14 protein-coding genes, 1 other RNA gene and 1 pseudogene are annotated in these 15,761 nt (G+C 62.7%); 9 read left to right on the top strand and 7 right to left on the bottom strand.

Annotated elements, in window-relative coordinates; all coding sequences use genetic code 11:
* The first annotated feature begins 223 nt into the window (after positions 1-223).
* The 5 genes from zipA (at position 224) to DNK59_RS09600 (ending at position 5,930) form a co-directional block, all read left to right on the top strand.
* Entirely contained in the window at positions 224-1,081 is an 858-nt protein-coding gene (zipA, locus tag DNK59_RS09580; protein WP_110723049.1) for a cell division protein ZipA, read from the top strand.
* A 105-nt stretch (positions 1,082-1,186) separates the two neighbouring features.
* Positions 1,187-3,559 (top strand): NAD-dependent DNA ligase LigA, encoded by a 2,373-nt coding sequence (ligA, locus tag DNK59_RS09585; protein ID WP_110723050.1) that lies wholly within the window; start codon positions 1,187-1,189, stop codon positions 3,557-3,559.
* 117 nt (positions 3,560-3,676) lie between these two features.
* Positions 3,677-4,846, top strand: a complete 1,170-nt coding sequence (locus DNK59_RS09590) for a putative zinc-binding metallopeptidase (RefSeq protein ID WP_110723051.1) — start codon at positions 3,677-3,679, stop codon at positions 4,844-4,846.
* A 236-nt stretch (positions 4,847-5,082) separates the two neighbouring features.
* Positions 5,083-5,179, top strand: an RNA gene (gene ffs / locus DNK59_RS09595) — signal recognition particle sRNA small type.
* A 250-nt stretch (positions 5,180-5,429) separates the two neighbouring features.
* Positions 5,430-5,930 carry a GrpB family protein gene (locus DNK59_RS09600; RefSeq protein WP_110723052.1) on the top strand — a complete coding sequence of 167 codons (501 nt, stop codon included), beginning with the start codon at positions 5,430-5,432 and terminating at the stop codon, positions 5,928-5,930.
* On the opposite strand, the gene DNK59_RS09605 is transcribed toward DNK59_RS09600, so the two are convergent.
* The 3 genes from DNK59_RS09605 to DNK59_RS09615 all read right to left on the bottom strand — a co-directional run bounded on the left by DNK59_RS09605 (position 5,927) and on the right by DNK59_RS09615 (position 8,284).
* The gene (locus DNK59_RS09605) at positions 5,927-6,745 is read right to left on the bottom strand and encodes a helix-turn-helix transcriptional regulator (protein WP_110723053.1); all 819 of its coding nucleotides are present in this window, start codon (positions 6,743-6,745) and stop codon (positions 5,927-5,929) included. The genes DNK59_RS09600 and DNK59_RS09605 overlap by 4 nt on opposite strands.
* 2 nt (positions 6,746-6,747) lie before the next feature.
* Positions 6,748-7,299 carry a kinase inhibitor gene (locus DNK59_RS09610; protein ID WP_092316646.1) on the bottom strand — a complete coding sequence of 184 codons (552 nt, stop codon included), beginning with the start codon at positions 7,297-7,299 and terminating at the stop codon, positions 6,748-6,750.
* Positions 7,300-7,417: 118 nt separating this feature from the next.
* Positions 7,418-8,284 carry a LysR family transcriptional regulator gene (locus DNK59_RS09615; RefSeq protein ID WP_110723054.1) on the bottom strand — a complete coding sequence of 289 codons (867 nt, stop codon included), beginning with the start codon at positions 8,282-8,284 and terminating at the stop codon, positions 7,418-7,420.
* 113 nt (positions 8,285-8,397) lie between these two features.
* Here DNK59_RS09615 and DNK59_RS09620 point away from each other — a divergent pair, with 113 nt between their 5' ends.
* Positions 8,398-9,345, top strand: a complete 948-nt coding sequence (locus DNK59_RS09620) for a DMT family transporter (protein WP_256596323.1) — start codon at positions 8,398-8,400, stop codon at positions 9,343-9,345.
* Between the two features lie 40 nt (positions 9,346-9,385).
* Here the strand turns inward: DNK59_RS09620 and DNK59_RS09625 are convergent, their stop codons facing one another.
* From DNK59_RS09625 to DNK59_RS09635, 3 genes are all read right to left on the bottom strand, one after another.
* Complete coding sequence (locus DNK59_RS09625) at positions 9,386-10,279, bottom strand: DUF2167 domain-containing protein (protein ID WP_092316640.1); 894 nt, start codon at positions 10,277-10,279, stop codon at positions 9,386-9,388.
* Between the two features lie 151 nt (positions 10,280-10,430).
* Positions 10,431-10,802 (bottom strand): VOC family protein, encoded by a 372-nt coding sequence (locus tag DNK59_RS09630; protein WP_060842959.1) that lies wholly within the window; start codon positions 10,800-10,802, stop codon positions 10,431-10,433.
* Positions 10,803-10,944: 142 nt separating this feature from the next.
* The gene (locus DNK59_RS09635) at positions 10,945-11,259 is read right to left on the bottom strand and encodes a helix-turn-helix domain-containing protein (RefSeq protein WP_011060220.1); all 315 of its coding nucleotides are present in this window, start codon (positions 11,257-11,259) and stop codon (positions 10,945-10,947) included.
* Between the two features lie 444 nt (positions 11,260-11,703).
* Between DNK59_RS09635 and DNK59_RS32475 the strand changes: the two are divergent.
* From DNK59_RS32475 to DNK59_RS09645, 3 genes and pseudogenes are all read left to right on the top strand, one after another.
* Positions 11,704-11,985, top strand: a pseudogene (locus DNK59_RS32475) (PAS domain-containing protein); the annotation flags it as partial.
* A 198-nt stretch (positions 11,986-12,183) separates the two neighbouring features.
* Positions 12,184-13,269, top strand: coding sequence for a methyl-accepting chemotaxis protein (locus DNK59_RS09640; protein ID WP_371920273.1), 1,086 nt, complete (start codon positions 12,184-12,186; stop codon positions 13,267-13,269).
* A gap of 18 nt (positions 13,270-13,287) precedes the next feature.
* A complete protein-coding gene (locus DNK59_RS09645; protein ID WP_110723057.1) occupies positions 13,288-15,030 on the top strand; it encodes a bifunctional diguanylate cyclase/phosphodiesterase in 1,743 nt (580 codons plus the stop codon).
* Here the strand turns inward: DNK59_RS09645 and DNK59_RS09650 are convergent.
* Complete coding sequence (locus DNK59_RS09650; protein WP_110723058.1) at positions 14,979-15,749, bottom strand: ABC transporter substrate-binding protein; 771 nt, start codon at positions 15,747-15,749, stop codon at positions 14,979-14,981. The two genes, DNK59_RS09645 and DNK59_RS09650, sit on opposite strands and share 52 nt — an antisense overlap.
* Positions 15,750-15,761: the final 12 nt, after the last annotated feature.

Raw genomic sequence — 15,761 nt, forward strand, 5'->3', positions numbered from 1 at the left:
TCGGGGAATTTTCCCTATTGCCAACCTGGCCAGCCGGCATATTGGCCGTAACCGTTGCGACAGACGGTGTAAAGTTGCCTTTGGTCGTGCTAGTTTAATGTCAATTTTTCCTATGCGTGGGCAAAACGCCATTCAGAACATAGAGTTGGCGCCACGTTTTAAAGCGGTTTGCAGATTGTAAGCCCCTTATTTTTCAGCATTTTTCATAGAGGCACGGGATTACATGGAAATCGGTCTGCGCGAGTGGCTGATCGTCATCGGCATTATTGTTATCGCCGGTATTCTTTTTGATGGCTGGCGGCGTATGCGCGGCGGCAAGGGGAAGTTGAAGTTCCGTCTTGATCGAAGTCTGTCCAACCTGCCGGATGACGAAGGCAGTGCCGAACTCCTGGGGCCGCCCCGGGTGCTGGATACTCATAAAGAGCCGCAACTGGATGAGCATGACCTGCCGTCGGTGAGCATGCCGGCCCGCGAGCCTCGGGAGAGTTCGTCTTCCAAGCGCGGCAAGCGTGGCGGCGAGCCTCACCAGGGCGACCTCAATCTGGATCTGGACCTGGACAACGGCCCAAGCTTCAGCAGCCGCGACGATGATTTCCCGGCAGACGAAGGCAACAAGGCGGCCGGTCACAGCGACAAAGAACAGCCGCAAGCCGAAGAGGTGCTGGTGATCAGCGTGATCTGCCGCGATGCCGCCGGTTTCAAGGGGCCGGCGTTGCTGCAGAACATCCTCGAAAGCGGCCTGCGCTTTGGCGAGATGGATATTTTCCATCGTCACGAAAGCATGGCCGGCAACGGCGAAGTGCTGTTCTCGATGGCCAACGCGGTCAAGCCGGGGGTGTTCGACCTGGACGATATCGACCACTTCAGCACCCCGGCAGTGAGCTTCTTCCTCGGCCTGCCAGGTCCGCGTCACCCGAAACAGGCGTTCGATGTGATGGTGGCCGCGGCGCGCAAGCTGTCTCAGGAACTCAATGGCGAGCTCAAGGATGACCAGCGCAGCGTTCTGACTGCCCAGACCATCGAGCACTACCGTCAGCGCATCGTCGAGTTCGAACGTCGCGCCCTGACCCAAAAGCGCTAAGCTTCCACAGCCGGCTCCGCAGGAGCTGGCTTGCCAGCGAAACCCGCGCCCCCCAATTTCAGATCGAGCAGCCTAGGCTGCTCTTTTGCTTTATGAGAGAACCCCATGACCGCCGCTGAAACCCGCATTCTTGAGCTGCGCGCCGAGCTGGACCAACACAACTACCGCTACCACGTACTGGACGAGCCGAGCATTCCGGACGCCGAGTACGATCGCCTGTACCACGAGCTCAAGGCCCTGGAAGCCGAGCATCCCGAGCTGGTCACCAGCGATTCTCCAACCCAGCGGGTCGGCAGTGCGGCGCTCTCGGCCTTCACCCAGGTACGCCACGAGATCCCCATGCTCAGCCTGGGCAACGCCTTCGAAGAAGTCGACATGCGCGAGTTCGATCGTCGGGTCGTCGAGGGGCTGGACCTGCCGGCGGGAGATCTGTTCGGTGCTGGCGCCGCGGTGGAGTACAGCTGCGAGCCCAAGCTCGATGGCCTGGCGGTGAGCCTGCTGTACCAGGACGGCGTGCTGGTCCGCGGCGCCACTCGTGGCGACGGCACCACGGGCGAAGACATCAGTGTCAACGTGCGTACCGTGCGCAACATTCCGCTCAAGCTGCAAGGCAGCGGTTGGCCGGCGACCCTGGAAGTGCGGGGTGAAGTCTTCATGTCCAAGGCCGGCTTCGAGCGATTGAACGAGGCGCAACTGGCTTCGGGCGGCAAGATCTTCGCCAACCCGCGCAATGCTGCGGCGGGCAGCCTGCGTCAGCTGGACTCGAAGATCACCGCCAGCCGGCCCTTGGAATTCTGCTGCTACGGTCTGGGCCAGGTCAGCGCCGACATCGCCGACACTCACATCGGCAATCTGCAGCAGCTCAAGCAGTGGGGGCTGCCCATCAGTCGCGAGTTGCGTCTGGCCAAGGGCATCGACGAGTGCCTGGATTACTACCGCGAAATCGGCGAACGCCGGAACGCACTGGCCTATGAAATCGACGGTGTGGTGTTCAAGGTCAACAGCATCGCTTCCCAGCGTGAGCTGGGCTTCCGTGCCCGTGAGCCGCGTTGGGCCATCGCCCACAAGTTTCCGGCCATGGAAGAACTGACTGAGCTGCTGGATGTGGAATTCCAGGTCGGCCGCACCGGCGCGGTCACCCCGGTAGCCCGTCTGAAACCGGTGAAAGTGGCGGGCGTTACAGTGTCCAACGCCACCTTGCACAACATGGATGAAGTGGCGCGGCTGGGGCTGATGATCGGCGACACGGTGATCATCCGTCGTGCTGGCGATGTGATTCCGCAAGTGGTGCAGGTGGTCGTCGAGCGCCGTCCGCAGGACGCCCGGCCAGTGCAGATTCCCGAAAGCTGCCCGGTCTGCGGTTCACATGTCGAGCGCACCCAATTGGTCAAGCGCAGCAAGGGGCGGGAAACCGTCAGCGAGGGCGCGGTGTATCGCTGTGTCGGTCGCCTGGCCTGCGGTGCCCAGCTCAAGCAGGCGATCATTCACTTTGTCTCCCGTCGCGCCATGGACATCGAAGGCCTGGGGGACAAGACCATCGAGCAACTGGTGGACGAACAGCTCATTGCTTCGCCCGCGGATCTCTACCAGCTCAAGTACGAACAGATCATCGACCTGGAAGGCTTCGCCGAAGTCTCCAGCAACAAGCTGCTCAAGGCCATCGAGGACAGCAAGCGTCCGGCCCTGGCACGCTTCATCTATGCCCTGGGCATTCCCGATGTCGGCGAGGAAACGGCCAAGGTCCTGGCGCGCTCCCTGGGCACTCTGGAGCGTGTCCAGCAGGCCTTGCCGCAGGTTCTGACCTACCTGCCGGATGTGGGGCTGGAGGTGGCTCACGAGATCCACAGCTTTTTCCAGGACAGCCATAACCGCCAGGTGATCGGTGCCTTGCTGGCCGCGGACCAATGCGGCCTGCAACTACAGGATCAGGGTGAACTCGGGGCCGAGTTCGCCGCCAGTACCACCCTGGGCGGCATGCTCGACAAGCTCAATATCCCCTCGGTGGGCCCAGGGGCGGCGCAGAAGCTGGCGGACAAGTTCGGCTCCCTGCAAGGCGTGATCGATGCGGACTGGCTGGACATGCGCCAGGCCCTGCCGGAGAAACAGGCCAAGGCAGTGCGCGAGTTCTTCGACAACCCGGCCAATGCCCAGTTGGCCCGGGCCATCGAAGACCAGCTCACGGCGTTTGGCATGCACTGGCTGAGTGAGAAGAAGGTGGTCGAAGGCCTGCCCTTGGCTGGCAAGACCTGGGTGCTGACCGGCTCGCTTGAACTGATGAGCCGCGATGTGGCCAAGGAAAAGCTGGAAAGCCTGGGGGCCAAGGTGGCGGGATCGGTTTCGGCGAAAACCCACTGCGTGGTAGCAGGACCCGGCGCCGGCTCCAAGCTGGCCAAGGCCAATGAGCTGGGGCTCAAGGTTCTGGACGAGGCTGCCTTTGTGGCCTTTCTCAGCGAGCACGGCGTTCCCATTCCGGCCTGATCCGTGGCCGCCGACTTGCCCGCAATGGCAAATCGGTCGGTTGGCGCCTGCCAGGCCGAGGGAACGATAGGGCAGTCAGGATGATCTAGTCCTGGCAGGCCCCACGGAGGATGCGCCATGTACCGTTTCTTCGATCAGCTCAGTTCCCGCATCGCCGCGCCCTTTGTCGGTGATCGTTCACGCAGTGGCAAGCTCTGGGCCTGTCGCTGCGGGCAGTCGCTGTTCTTTCGCAACAGCCAATGCCTGGCCTGCGCGGCCGTGCTCGGTTATGCGCCGCAATTGGGCCTCTTGTCTTCCCTGCGGCCGGGGCCTGTCGGGCAAACCTGGGTGCTCGATGCCAGTCCCGAGGCCGGCGCTTTCAAGCGCTGCGCCAATCTGGATACGGCGGCGGCCTGTAACTGGCTGCTGCCCGCGCACCTGACCGGCAGTCTGTGTATAGCTTGTCGCCTGAACCGCACCATTCCCGACTTGTCCGTCCCTGAGAACCCCGAGCGCTGGCGCAAGGTGGAAGTTGCCAAGCGCCGCTTGGTGGCGCAGCTGCTTGCCCTGGGGCTGCAACTGATTCCCAAGAGTGACGATGAAGAGCGGGGTCTGGCCTTCGATTTTATCGGTGTCGATCTTGAGGGCAGGGCGCCCATGACCGGGCACGCCGGTGGCCTGATCACCCTGGATATCAAGGAGGCCGACGATGCCCATCGCGAGCAGGTGCGCACGCAGATGCGCGAGCCCTATCGCACCCTGCTTGGGCACTTTCGTCATGAAGTGGGGCACTACTATTGGGATCGGCTGATTGCCGACAGCCCCTGGCTACAGCCGTTTCGCCGCCTGTTCGGCGACGAGCGCGGCAGTTATGCCCAAGCCCTGGAACGTCACTATCAGCAAGGCCCACCGAGCGATTGGCAACAAAGCCACATCAGCGCCTACGCCACCATGCATCCCTGGGAAGACTGGGCGGAAACCTGGGCTCATTACCTGCACATGATGGACGCGGTGGATACGGCCCTGGGTTTTGGCATGAGTGCCCGAGACGTCGATCTCGATTACCAGCCGTTTCCCCTGAGCAGTCTTTATGACCCGCAGCATCCCAGCGGTCCGGCGTTCCTGGCCTTCGTCAATGCCTGGATCGAACTGGCGGGCATGCTCAACGAACTGTCCCGCAGCATGGGGCAGGCGGATTTCTATCCCTTCATCCTGCCATCGGCGGTGATCGGCAAATTGCACTTCATCCATCTGGTGATCCAGCAGCAAGGTGGTCGCGCCGAAGAAGTGCTGTCCCTGGACGGATGATCCCTCCACGCTGTAGGAGCGAGCTTGCTCGCGAAGGCAATGAGCTGATTTACCTGATCCTGCGGAACATGCTGGCTTCAGCGGTAGCGGGCGGCTGGGTCGGGCTTGCACCCCGGAGCACATCCAAGTGCTTGAAGCTCATCGGATTTTTTAATCTGCAACGAGCGGTTGTAAGTTCGACTCAGATAGGTACAATGGCGCGGCTCGCCGACAGGCGAGTGTCGTTATGGTGACCCCATCGGTCCCCCCGCAACGATTACCCGTGAACCTGGTCAGAGCCGGAAGGCAGCAGCCACAGCGGGAACATTGTGTGCCGGGGTGTGGCTGGTGGGGTTGCCTCCAATCTTTCAAGCGATTGATTTTTAACGGTTTTTCACCCTTTACCCGCTGGTGGTACAAGGAGTGAGGCAGCCGTGTCGATTTCCCCCTCCTTCTATCTGTTGTTGTCTCGCAAAGCCGGTCTAAAGCGGCCGAATCGTCTTGCGTCTCGCGTTCCTCATGAATAGTTCGGCTGCGTAGCTGTGGTACGCCAATGCCTATTGCGGGTAAGCTCTCGCGCTTTTTCACCAGGGACGGAGTGCCGATGGCGCTGACCAGTAAAATCTGTGCATACGAGAATCGCTGGCCTGCGGCCTTCGGTGCCGAGCGAGCGCGCATCGTCCAGGGTTTCGGCGCCGAGCTGATGGATGTTCATCATGTGGGCAGCACCGCTGTTCCGGGGTTGGCGGCCAAGCCGGAAATCGATCTTTTGCTGGTGGTCATGGAGCACCGGGATGAGGCGGCGCGCAATGCCTTCATGGCGACCCTGGGCTATGTCCGGGGTAGCAATCTGTCCCCTGGGCATCACTTTTACCGCCGGGATGTCGAGGGCGTGCGCACCCATAAAGTGCATGTCTGCATCTGTGGTCATGAGCAGATCGGGCGCATGCTGGTTTTTCGCGATCTGATGCGGCAAGACAGCGATCTGCGCCAGCAATACCAGGATCTGAAGCTGGCGCTTGAAGCCGAGAATCGCGGGGGGATTGGTGAGTATCTGGCGCAGAAGGCTCCCTTCATCGATGCCGTGATGGCGCGCCAGGGCTAGATCGCGGCGCGCAACTCTCGGGGCGAGAGCCCGTAGTGCTTGCGAAAGCGCACGGCAAAGCGTGAGGCCGAGGCGTAGCCGCTGGCGGCGGCGATTTCGCCGATCGGGCGTGGTGTGGTTTGCAGCCAGTGCAGGGCCATGCCCAGCCTGACGTTTTCAAGGATGTTGCTGAAGCTGTCGTTCTCGTTCGCCAGCTGGCGGCGCAATGTCGAAGCCCCGAGGTTCAGGCGCTCGGCGACGCAGGCGACGGTCCAGTCCCGCGCCGGATTGCTCATGAGGATCTGCTGCACCCGTTCGCACAGCGGGTCGTGACGGTCCAGCAACAAAGGGCCGGCCCAGCCGCCAAGGGCCAGGGCCAGCAGCACCGCCTCGCCGTAGTGGTTGCGCAGGGCATCCGGCGCATCGCTGGCGATGCATTGCAGGAGGTGGTCCCAGGCCAGGGCCGTGTGTCGCTCCAGGGGGATGCACAGGTCTGCGCCGCTGCGTCCGGGGCGGGCGACGATCTGCGGCTGATAGCGCAGGCTGAACGCGCGCAAGGCCGGGGCGGGGAAGGTCACGACATCGGCGATGTAGTGGCCTTGCGCCCCTGGAGCGTTGCTGATGCCCACTTCGCGCCCGGCCGGCAGCAGGATCAGGTGCTGGCCGCCCACGCGCATTTCGCGATCGTCCCAGGCCATGCGTTTTTCGCCCTGACGCACCCGGCACAGGGCGCTGACGAAAATCGGTACTCGTTGCAAGGCGTGGGCCTGCCTGGCACGGATGACGCAGGCGTCGATACGGCTTTGGTGGTGCTGCAGGCCAGCCGGTGCGTTCATCGTCAGCGTCCGTAGGTAGCGGTCAGTGTGGTCTTGGCCAGGGCGTTGGCGTTGAGCATGTAGCCCACCATCGCTCCGCTGGCCTGGGCGTCGAGGGGCAGTTTATCCACCTTCAGTGCCCAGACGGTGAACTGGTAGCGATGAGGTTTGTCGCCCGTGGGCGGGCAAGCACCGCCAAAGCCGGGTTGGCCGTAATCGGTGCGTCCCTGCGCGGCTCCCGGTGGCAGCTGTTCGCCACTGGGGCTGCCGGCGCCCCTGGGCAGGCCCTGGGTGGTGCTGGGGAGGTTGAACAGGGTCCAGTGCCACCAGCCGCTGCCGGTGGGGGCGTCCGGATCGTAGACGGTGACGGCGAAGCTGCGGGTGCCCGGCGGGGCATTTTTCCAGGACAGTTGAGGAGAGGTGTTGTCGCCTTCGCAGCCGAAGCCGCGGAAGACTTCCCGCTGACTCAAAGGCTGGCCATCGCGGATGTCGTCACTGCTGACGCTGAACTCGGCGGCGTGGGCGCCAAGGCTCAGGCCTAGGGAAAGTGCGCCAAGAAGAAATCGGTTGTTCATGGTGGGCTCGTCCGGCGGGAGGGGATGAGAGGCCAGTCTATGGGCGGACGGAGCCGGGTACTGTGCCGTGGCGCTCGTGAATTGTGCCGAAACGCTCGCTGGCTGGACGAGGCGGCCGTCATGCCCCCAGATGCTCCTGCAGCAGTCGGGCAAACGCATCCCGCGCATTGTGTCGCTGTACGTCCTGATGCCAGACGAAGCGGTTGTCCACGGGGAGCAGGTCACTGAAACGTTGGATGTTCAGGGTCGCCGACTGTACATAGCGTTCCAGCACGCCTTCCGGAATCAGCGACACGCCGGCCCCGACACTGACACAGCCGATGATCGTGCCCCAACTGGCGTACCCGGTAATCGGCAGGTTCAGGCCGTGCCTGGCCAGCCAGTTTTCCAGGGCGCGGCGATAGGGGCAGCCCTGCGGCCACATGAACAGGTGCTGCCCCTGCAGATCGCTGGCGCTGTGGATCGGAGCGCTGCCGGCGCTGGAGATCAGCACCAGGGGCTCGCGGTAGAGCACCGTTTGCTTGAGCCTGGGTGGCAAGGTGTCGACGGCCACCAAGGCGCCGTCGATGCGCTGCTGTTGCAGCTGCGTAAAGAGCTGCGACCAGGTGCCGGTCACCAGTTCCACGCTCACTTTGGGGTAGCGTCGATGATATTGCGCCAGCAGCGGTGGCAGGCGCCCGCCCGCGCAGGACTCGATGGCGCCCAGGCGCAGCAGGCCGCTGGGTTCCGCCTGGTCGTCCAGCGCACGCTTGGCCTCATCGACCAGCGCCAGAATGCGTTCGCTGTAGCCGAGGAATATTTCTCCAGCAGCGCTGATCTTCAGGCCGCGCCCGACCCGGGTGAACAGCGGGGTGCCGAGTTCGCACTCCAGCTGCTTGAGGCGGTTGGTGATGTTGGAGGGCACGCAATGCAGTTGTTCGGCGGCGCGGGCGATGCTGCCGGTGCGGGCCACGGCGTTCACCATTTTCAGTTGGCTCAGCTCCATTGCTCGGCTCCATTGCTCATTTTCAGTGATGAATGGCCTCAGTATCGGTTAGTTGTGGTGAGTTGTGGAGGGCGAGAGACTGGGTTTCCTCTCTCTGTCTGGGCGCCTGTGCCGTGAAACATTCACTAGGATTCAAGCTGTTGCTGGCTACCGCTGCGGTGATTCTGTGCTGGGCCTATTCGCCGGTGGGCATTCACATTGGCCTTGAGGGCTACAGTCCCGGGCATCTGGCGTTGTTGCGTTTCCTGGTTGCCTCGCTGTTGATGGCCGCGATGGCTGTGGTGCTGAAAATATCCCTGCCGCGTTGGCGCGATTTGCCCGGGCTGCTGGTACTGGGGTTCTTTGCCATCGCCCTGCATCACGTCAGTCTCAATTATGGTCAGCAGGGCTTGAGTGCCGGTGCTTCCAGCGTGCTGGCACAGACGGCGCCGCTATTTGGCACGCTGATCGCCTTCTTCTGGCTCAGGGAGGCGGTCAGTGCCTGGCGCTGGGGGTGCGTGGTACTGGGGTTGTTTGGTGCGGTGCTGGTGGTTGTGGCCGACAAGGGGGTGGGAACGATCGAGCCTCGCGGGTTGCTGGTGTTGCTGGCGGCTTTTTCCTGGGGGCTGTACTTCGTCTTGCAGCGGCGCCTGTCCGGACGTTACGGGGTGCTGACCACCGTTTGCTACATGGTCTGGGGCGGCACCTTGCTGTTGTCGGTGTATGCACCGGGATTGGCGCGGGAGGTCGTCCAGGCGCCGTGGCGGGTGAATCTGGCGGTGCTGCTGTTGGGGCTGTTCCCCAGTGCGCTGGCGTATCTGGCCTGGGCCTATGTGTTGGCGCGGGTGGAGGTCAGTCGGGCGTCGATGGCCATGTACCTGATACCGCCAGTGGCGATGCTGCTGGCGGCAACTGTGTTGGGTGAGGTGGTGCAATCTGCCGTGCTGCTGGGGGCGACGGTGGTGCTGGGTAGCGTGATGGCGATGCAGTTGGAGGGGCGCTGGCGGCAATGGCGTCTCGGGCGACCGGGGATCCTGCCTGGGCTGAAGCGGGGTGGGCGGGTGAAGCTGGGTGATTCGTGAGGTGCAACGCCCCGTCACGCAGGGGCGTTGCGCTTGGGAATCAGCCTTTTTTCTTAAACAGCCGGCCGACAAATGCGGCCAGGGCGAGGACGCCGATGACAATGAACTTCTTGCCGGCCAGCAGCAGTACCCCCAGCTTGGCAAACAACCCGGCCTTGCTGGCCAGGCCGCCGGCTACCAGCGCGGCCAGCCCGTAGGAAGCCAGCTTGTCGGTGCTTGGGTTGTAGTCGGCGTAGCGGTTGCCGTCGGTGAAGTTGGTGAAGGCCAGCACCTTGGGGATCTCGCGCTTGATGGTGGCCAGGTCGTCCATGGAGGCGACCGCGTTGAGCTCCAGCACGCCTTCGCGACCCAGCACGCGGATGCTGTAGTTCAGGGTGTTGCTCTCGGCGCCTTCGGCCTTGAGTTCGCGGGCCCAGTACATTTTGTGGGTCTGGGCGTCGTAGCTGGGCTGCTCGGCCCAGCCCAGCAGGTGGATGGCGCCATAGCCCTGTTCCTTGCGCTGCTTGTTGTCTTGCTCGTCGGCTTCCTGCATTTGCTTGAGCAGGTCCTGATAGTCGATCTTCGCCGCGTCGTCGTCGGAGATGTGCCCATCATTCTTGTAGCTGATGATCACGCCCCAGCCTTCGGCGGACAGCGGGCTGACGGCGCTGGGCACGATCATGCCCAGGGTGGTGAAGCCGGGAGGGTTGCCCCAGCCTTCGGTGAGCAGCTTCTCGGTGTCCTTGGGGTTGAGGTAGTAAAACTCCTGGCTCAGGTCGAGGCTGGCGATATCCCCGGGCAGCTTGACCTGGCCATGGCGTGGCGAGAGCGAGGCGAGAAACTGTTCGGCGGTCTGGGGTTCGCTGTCCTTGCCTTGGCTCGGTGTGGCGGCGCAGGCAAAGAGTGGCGTGGCACAGAGGATTGCCATCGCCAGTAATAGACGCAGGTACTTCATCGTATTCCCTTACAAATTGTGACAAGTCGGCGGGGAGGATAGCGATGAGTGTCCGGGGGCTCAATGAGACGTTTCTATTTATTTCAATGCAGGAGCGAAGAGGGCGCTGGTGGCAGCGCCTCTCTCTCTGTGGAGTGGTGCCGGAGGTAGCTCAGTCGACGCTGAGATAGAGCACGCGCAGGCGGTGTCCGTCCGGATCGAGAGCGAGCAGGGTGTAGCCGAAATCCATCTGGGTGGGTGGCTGGGCGATGGTCAAGCCCAGGCTCTGCCAGTGACGGTGCAGGTCGTCCACGGCTTCGCGGCTGTCCAGGGCCCAGCCCAGTTCACCGCCACCGCCGGTTGCCTGGGCGCTGGGCTCGACCGTGTGGCGTGACCACAGGCCGAGTTTGATCCCCGAATCGAGGATGAACAGTGCGAAGGTGGGGGAGGATTCTACCGGTTGCTTGTCCAGCAGGCGGCTGTAGAACTGCGCGCTGATAGCCGGGCTGTCTACATAAAGCAGGAAGTAGGTGTTGCTGGTCATGACGACTCCAAGGGGCTGTGTGCTGTGGGGCACAAGCTTATGTGCCGGGTCTGTCAGATCCTGTCAGGAGTCGTTAATGGACGAAGAAGCCTGTTTGTCGGACTCGATAGACAGGCCTCTTTCGATTGATTTGTTGCGGGGCTCAAGGCTTGGACAAGGCCTGGTCTACCGCTGCTATCAGCTTTCCCAGATCCTTAGGGGTGGCTTTGTGAATGACACCGAACAAATAAGCCCGCTGTTCCTCTTCATCGCCCAGATCGGCGAAGAAGGCTTTCAGCTTCACTCCCAGTACTTCGGCTAGCAGAAATAGAGCTTCAACGCTGGGGGTGTAGGTGCCGGTTTCGAAGCGGCTGATGGTTTTTGGGTCAAAACCGGTTTTTTCACCTAGTTCAGCCTGAGTAAGCCCCGCTACCTTTCGATAACGCTTGATGGCTGCACCCAAACTTGAAATTTGCATCGCTCAATTCCCATTTAGAATCAAGAACTTAACGATAAATATTGGCATTAGACAACACCATGGTTCATCACCTTGCTTTGCAAAATGTGATGCATTTCGTAGAATCGGCGCTTCGGACAGGTATTTGGTGATCTAGTTTCAGCAGGCAGGTTTATGAAACAAGAAATCATTGCATTTCCCTTGTTCACCTAAACCGAGGGCTTGGCAGAGGCTCGAACGTCTCGTAAATCCCGCCAACGCTCCGTCCGCCGTCCCCACCTGACGCCTTATCTGATCCTAGTTGATCCTCGTCGAATCGACGGTCATCTGCCGCGCAAACCGCTGTACGGCTGCAATCAGGGCGAACCTTCCGATTGAGTCGTACCGCCAGGAAAGTACATCGCGAATCAGCCTGCTGCCGGCCTCCCGGTATGGTTGATCGCAGGCTGTCTATGGAGTTCTAAAGTGCGTCTCAATTTGCCGGTCAACTCTGTTGAGCAGACCTTTCCCGACCAGCAGCGGCTCATATCCGCCACCGATACCAGCAGCCATATCACCTATTGCAATGCCGAGTTCGCTGCAATGAGCGGTTTCAGCCAGGCCGAACTGATTGGCAGCAGCCACAACCTGGTGCGCCACCCGGACATGCCTGCGGCGGTGTTCGAGTCGATGTGGAGGTATCTGAAGGCCGGTCAGAGCTGGATGGGGGTGGTGAAAAACCGCTGCAAGAACGGCAATTTTTATTGGGTCAGCGCCTATGTCACGCCGATTCTAGAGGACGGGCGACTGGTGGGCTACGAGTCGGTCCGGGTCAAGCCGACCCGGGAGCAGGTCAATCGTGCCGAAGCCTTGTATGCCCGCATGCGCGCCAACAAGTCACCGGTCAGCGCTTGGCGTCGACTGGAGGCTGGAGCCCGGCCATTGCTGTTGCCGGCGGCCCTGGCCGTGGCGTGCCTGGGGGCGTTCAGCTGGTTGCCGACTTTGGCGGCCCAGGGCCTGACCGTCGCCGGTTTCATTGCCGTCGGACTGTCCGCCCAGCGCCGTTTGCGACAGCAGCTCAAGCACATCCTCAGCAGCACCCCGAATACCTTCGCCGATCCGATCTGTGCCCTGGCCTACAGCGAAGCGCTGGGGCCGGCGGGGCAATTGCAGATGATCCTGATCAGCGAGGAGGCGCGGCTGAAAACTGCCCTGACGCGCCTCAGCGATCTGGCCCGGCAGATGGCCACGGCTGCCGCCGACTCCAGCCAACTGTCCAGCCACACCGAGACGGCACTGCTGGAGCAAAGGGCCGAGACCGACATGACGGCCGCCGCCATGACCCAGATGGCCGCCTCGATTACCGAGGTTGCCGAGCACGTGCAGCACACCGCCAGCGAGGCTCACACCGCCAATCTCCTGGCTCGGGAGGGCAGCCAGGTGGCGGGCTCTTCCCGTGACGCCATCCAGTTGCTGGCCCGCACGGTCACCCAGATCAACCAGGCGGTGGGCGACCTGGCCGGGCAGACCCAGGACATCATGGTGGCGGCGAGCATGATCCAGGCGATTGCCGACCAGACCAACCTGCTGGCCCTGAACGCTGCCATCGAAGCCGCCCGAGCCGGCGAGCAGGGGCGCGGGTTCGCCGTGGTTGCCGATGAAGTGCGGGCCCTGGCGGGCAAGACCCGGCAATCGACCCAGCAGATCCAGGGCATCATCCAGAGCCTGCGGGCCGGTGCCGATGAGGCGGTGCAGATCGCCAACCTCGGTATCGAAGAGGCGGAGCAGGGGGTGCAGCAGGTATTGCAGGCGCAACAGGCCCTGCATGGCATCGGCGCCGCGGTGGAGCGCATCACCGACATGAGCCAGCAAATGGCCGCGGCCTCCCAGGAGCAATCCCATGTGGCCGAGTCGGTGTCCGAACAGATCAACCGTGTCGCCGCCACGGTACAGCGCACCGCCAGTAACGCCAGCGCCGGGGTGGTCCGCGGCACCGAGCTGGAAAACATCTCTTCCGGGCTGCGTGCCCTGGTCGAGCGGTTCAACCGCTAGCGACAGTGATCTCGACTCATGGATGAGAAATACCGCAGGGCCGTCGATGCCGCCGCCATCTTCTCCGAGACTGATCTCGGCGGCTGCATCACCTATGTCAACGACCTGTTCTGCCAGGTCTCGGGCTATAGCCGGGATGAGCTGATCGGGGCCAACCACCGGATGCTCAGCTCGGGGCTGCACCCACCGGAGTTCTTCAGTGAGCTGTGGCAGACCATTTCCCAGGGCCGGGTGTGGAAGGGCGAGATCTGTAACCGGGCCAAGGATGGCAGCCTGTACTGGGTCGACAGCACCATGGTGCCCCTGATCGACCAGCGTTCCGGCAAGGTGATGCGCTACGTGTCGATTCGCTTCGATGTCAGCGAAAAGCGCCAGTTGCTGCATTCGCTGCAATGGCGGGTCGGGCATGACGTGCTCACCGGTCTGCCCAACCGGGCCTTTCTTTCCGACTTGCTGCATCAGGCCCTGGAGTTCTCCCGCCGAGAGGACATCCCCCTGGCGGTGTGCATGCTCGACCTCGACGGCTTCAAGGCCGTCAACGATGGCTACGGCCACGCCTGCGGCGACTTGCTGCTGGTGGAAGTGGCGGCGCGGCTGCGTTCGATCATTCGCGGTGAGGATGTGGTGGCGCGCCTGGCCGGCGACGAGTTCGTGCTGATCCTGCGCTATGTGCGCGACATGTTGGAGCTGCGTGCAGCGCTGCAACGGGTGCTGGCCACCATCTCCCAGCCCTATTCGATCCAGGGCAAGGACATCAATGTCTTTGCCAGCATCGGCGTGACCCTGTTCCCCACCGATAACCACGACGCCGACACCCTGCTGCGCCATGCCGATCAGGCCATGTACGTGGCCAAGCAGAGCGGGCGCAACCGTTTCCATCTGTTCGATGTGTTGCGTGATCGTGAGGTCATGGTCACCTACCAGACCGTGGAACAGGTGCGTCAGGCGCTGAACGCCGGTGAGTTGCAGCTGTACTTCCAGCCCAAGGTCAACCTGCGCAGCGGTGCGGTGCTGGGCTTCGAGGCGATGCTGCGCTGGCAGCATCCGCAACGGGGCATGCTCGGCTCCCAGGAGTTTCTGCCGCAGGTGGAGGAAACCGATCTGATCGTCGACATCGGCGAATGGGTCATGGACCAGGTGATGATGCGCCTGCAGGACTGGCAGGCGGCGGGCCATGGCTGGTCGGTGAGCCTGAACGTCGCGGCCCGGCATTTCCAGCGCCCGGATTTTGTCGAGCGGCTCAAGGAGATGCTCGAACGCTACCCGCAGGTTTCGCCGGCGTTGCTGGAGCTGGAGATCGTCGAGTCGGCGGCCATCGAGAACATTCAGCGGGTCAGCGATTGCCTCGATGCCTGTCAGGCGCTGGGCGTGCAGTTCTCCCTGGGGCATTTCGGCACCGGGCATTCGTCCCTCAGTTACCTCAAGCGCCTGCGCACCCAGACCATCAAGATCGATCGTCTGTTTGTCCGCGACATGCTGCATGACCAGGATGATCAGGCGCTGATCCAGGCCCTGATAGGGCTGGCCCGGGCCTTTGGTCGGCAAGTGGTGGCCGAGGGCCTGGAAAGCCTGGCCCACGCCGAGCGCTTGATGGCTCTGGGCTGCGAGGTGGCTCAGGGTGACTTCATCGCCGTGCCCATGCCGGCTGACGCGGTGCTGCAGTGGGGATGCGCTTTTCAGCCACCGCAGGCATGGCGCCACGGCGAAATTCAGGGCCCGGCGGCGTCGGAGGTGCTGGCACTGGACATCGGTTCGACGTAGCGCTGGACGATGGCATCGATTTCGCCGGACATTTTCATCTGCAGCAGGGCGCGCAGGATGCGCCGGGCCGGCACTGCCGGGTCGTTACGCACGTAGCAGCTCACGGCCTGCTCCTGCAGCAGCGCGACGCGGTGCAGCGGTTTGCCGGAGGCCTGGGTCTTGTTGAACCAGTCCAGGGTCCATTGGCTGGCAATTGCGTAGTGATAGCGCCCGACCTGGAGTTTTTGCAGGACCTGCTCCTCGTTGCGCGCATCGTCACGAATCAGCCGGGCACTGTCGAACAGCGGCTGCAAGGCGGTGTAGGTGTAGCTCAGCACGGTGCCGATGTGCTGCGTCGGCAAGTCCTGGGGATTGAGCGGAGCCTGATGCGGGCGGTCGCTTACCAGCAGGTTGCGTTGCACGAACAGCGGCACGCTCCACAGATAGTCCTCGGACAGGTTCGGCAGCCAGGCCTGGGCGGCGAAGCAGCGTACATCCACCTCGCCCTGGGCCATGGCGTTCTGCACCCGCGCCCGGGCCAGGACGTGAAACTCGGGGCGGGTGCCCAGGTGGCGGGCCAGGCTGTTCATGGTGTCGTAAAGGATGCCTGAGGTGGGTTGCTCGCCTTCGATCTCGATGCTCGGCATGGCCCAGCTGTCGGCAATCACGAAGCGTAAAGGCGCCTCGGCGGCTTCCAGGCTGGCGCTCAACAGCAGCAGGGCGCTCCAGGTCAAACGCATACGGTCTCCCAC

Source organism: Pseudomonas sp. TKO26, assembly GCF_003225665.1.
Lineage (GTDB): Bacteria > Pseudomonadota > Gammaproteobacteria > Pseudomonadales > Pseudomonadaceae > Aquipseudomonas > Aquipseudomonas saponiphila.

Excerpts from the sequence above, each read along its gene's own strand:
- zipA (WP_110723049.1), top strand. The coding sequence starts at position 224 with ATGGAAATCGGTCTGCGCGAGTGGCTGATCGTCATCGGCATTATTGTT.
- ligA (WP_110723050.1), top strand. The coding sequence starts at position 1,187 with ATGACCGCCGCTGAAACCCGCATTCTTGAGCTGCGCGCCGAGCTGGAC.
- DNK59_RS09590 (WP_110723051.1), top strand. The coding sequence starts at position 3,677 with ATGTACCGTTTCTTCGATCAGCTCAGTTCCCGCATCGCCGCGCCCTTT.
- DNK59_RS09600 (WP_110723052.1), top strand. The coding sequence starts at position 5,430 with ATGGCGCTGACCAGTAAAATCTGTGCATACGAGAATCGCTGGCCTGCG.
- DNK59_RS09605 (WP_110723053.1), bottom strand. The coding sequence starts at position 6,745 with ATGAACGCACCGGCTGGCCTGCAGCACCACCAAAGCCGTATCGACGCC.
- DNK59_RS09610 (WP_092316646.1), bottom strand. The coding sequence starts at position 7,299 with ATGAACAACCGATTTCTTCTTGGCGCACTTTCCCTAGGCCTGAGCCTT.
- DNK59_RS09615 (WP_110723054.1), bottom strand. The coding sequence starts at position 8,284 with ATGGAGCTGAGCCAACTGAAAATGGTGAACGCCGTGGCCCGCACCGGC.
- DNK59_RS09625 (WP_092316640.1), bottom strand. The coding sequence starts at position 10,279 with ATGAAGTACCTGCGTCTATTACTGGCGATGGCAATCCTCTGTGCCACG.
- DNK59_RS09630 (WP_060842959.1), bottom strand. The coding sequence starts at position 10,802 with ATGACCAGCAACACCTACTTCCTGCTTTATGTAGACAGCCCGGCTATC.
- DNK59_RS09635 (WP_011060220.1), bottom strand. The coding sequence starts at position 11,259 with ATGCAAATTTCAAGTTTGGGTGCAGCCATCAAGCGTTATCGAAAGGTA.
- DNK59_RS09645 (WP_110723057.1), top strand. The coding sequence starts at position 13,288 with ATGGATGAGAAATACCGCAGGGCCGTCGATGCCGCCGCCATCTTCTCC.
- DNK59_RS09650 (WP_110723058.1), bottom strand. The coding sequence starts at position 15,749 with ATGCGTTTGACCTGGAGCGCCCTGCTGCTGTTGAGCGCCAGCCTGGAA.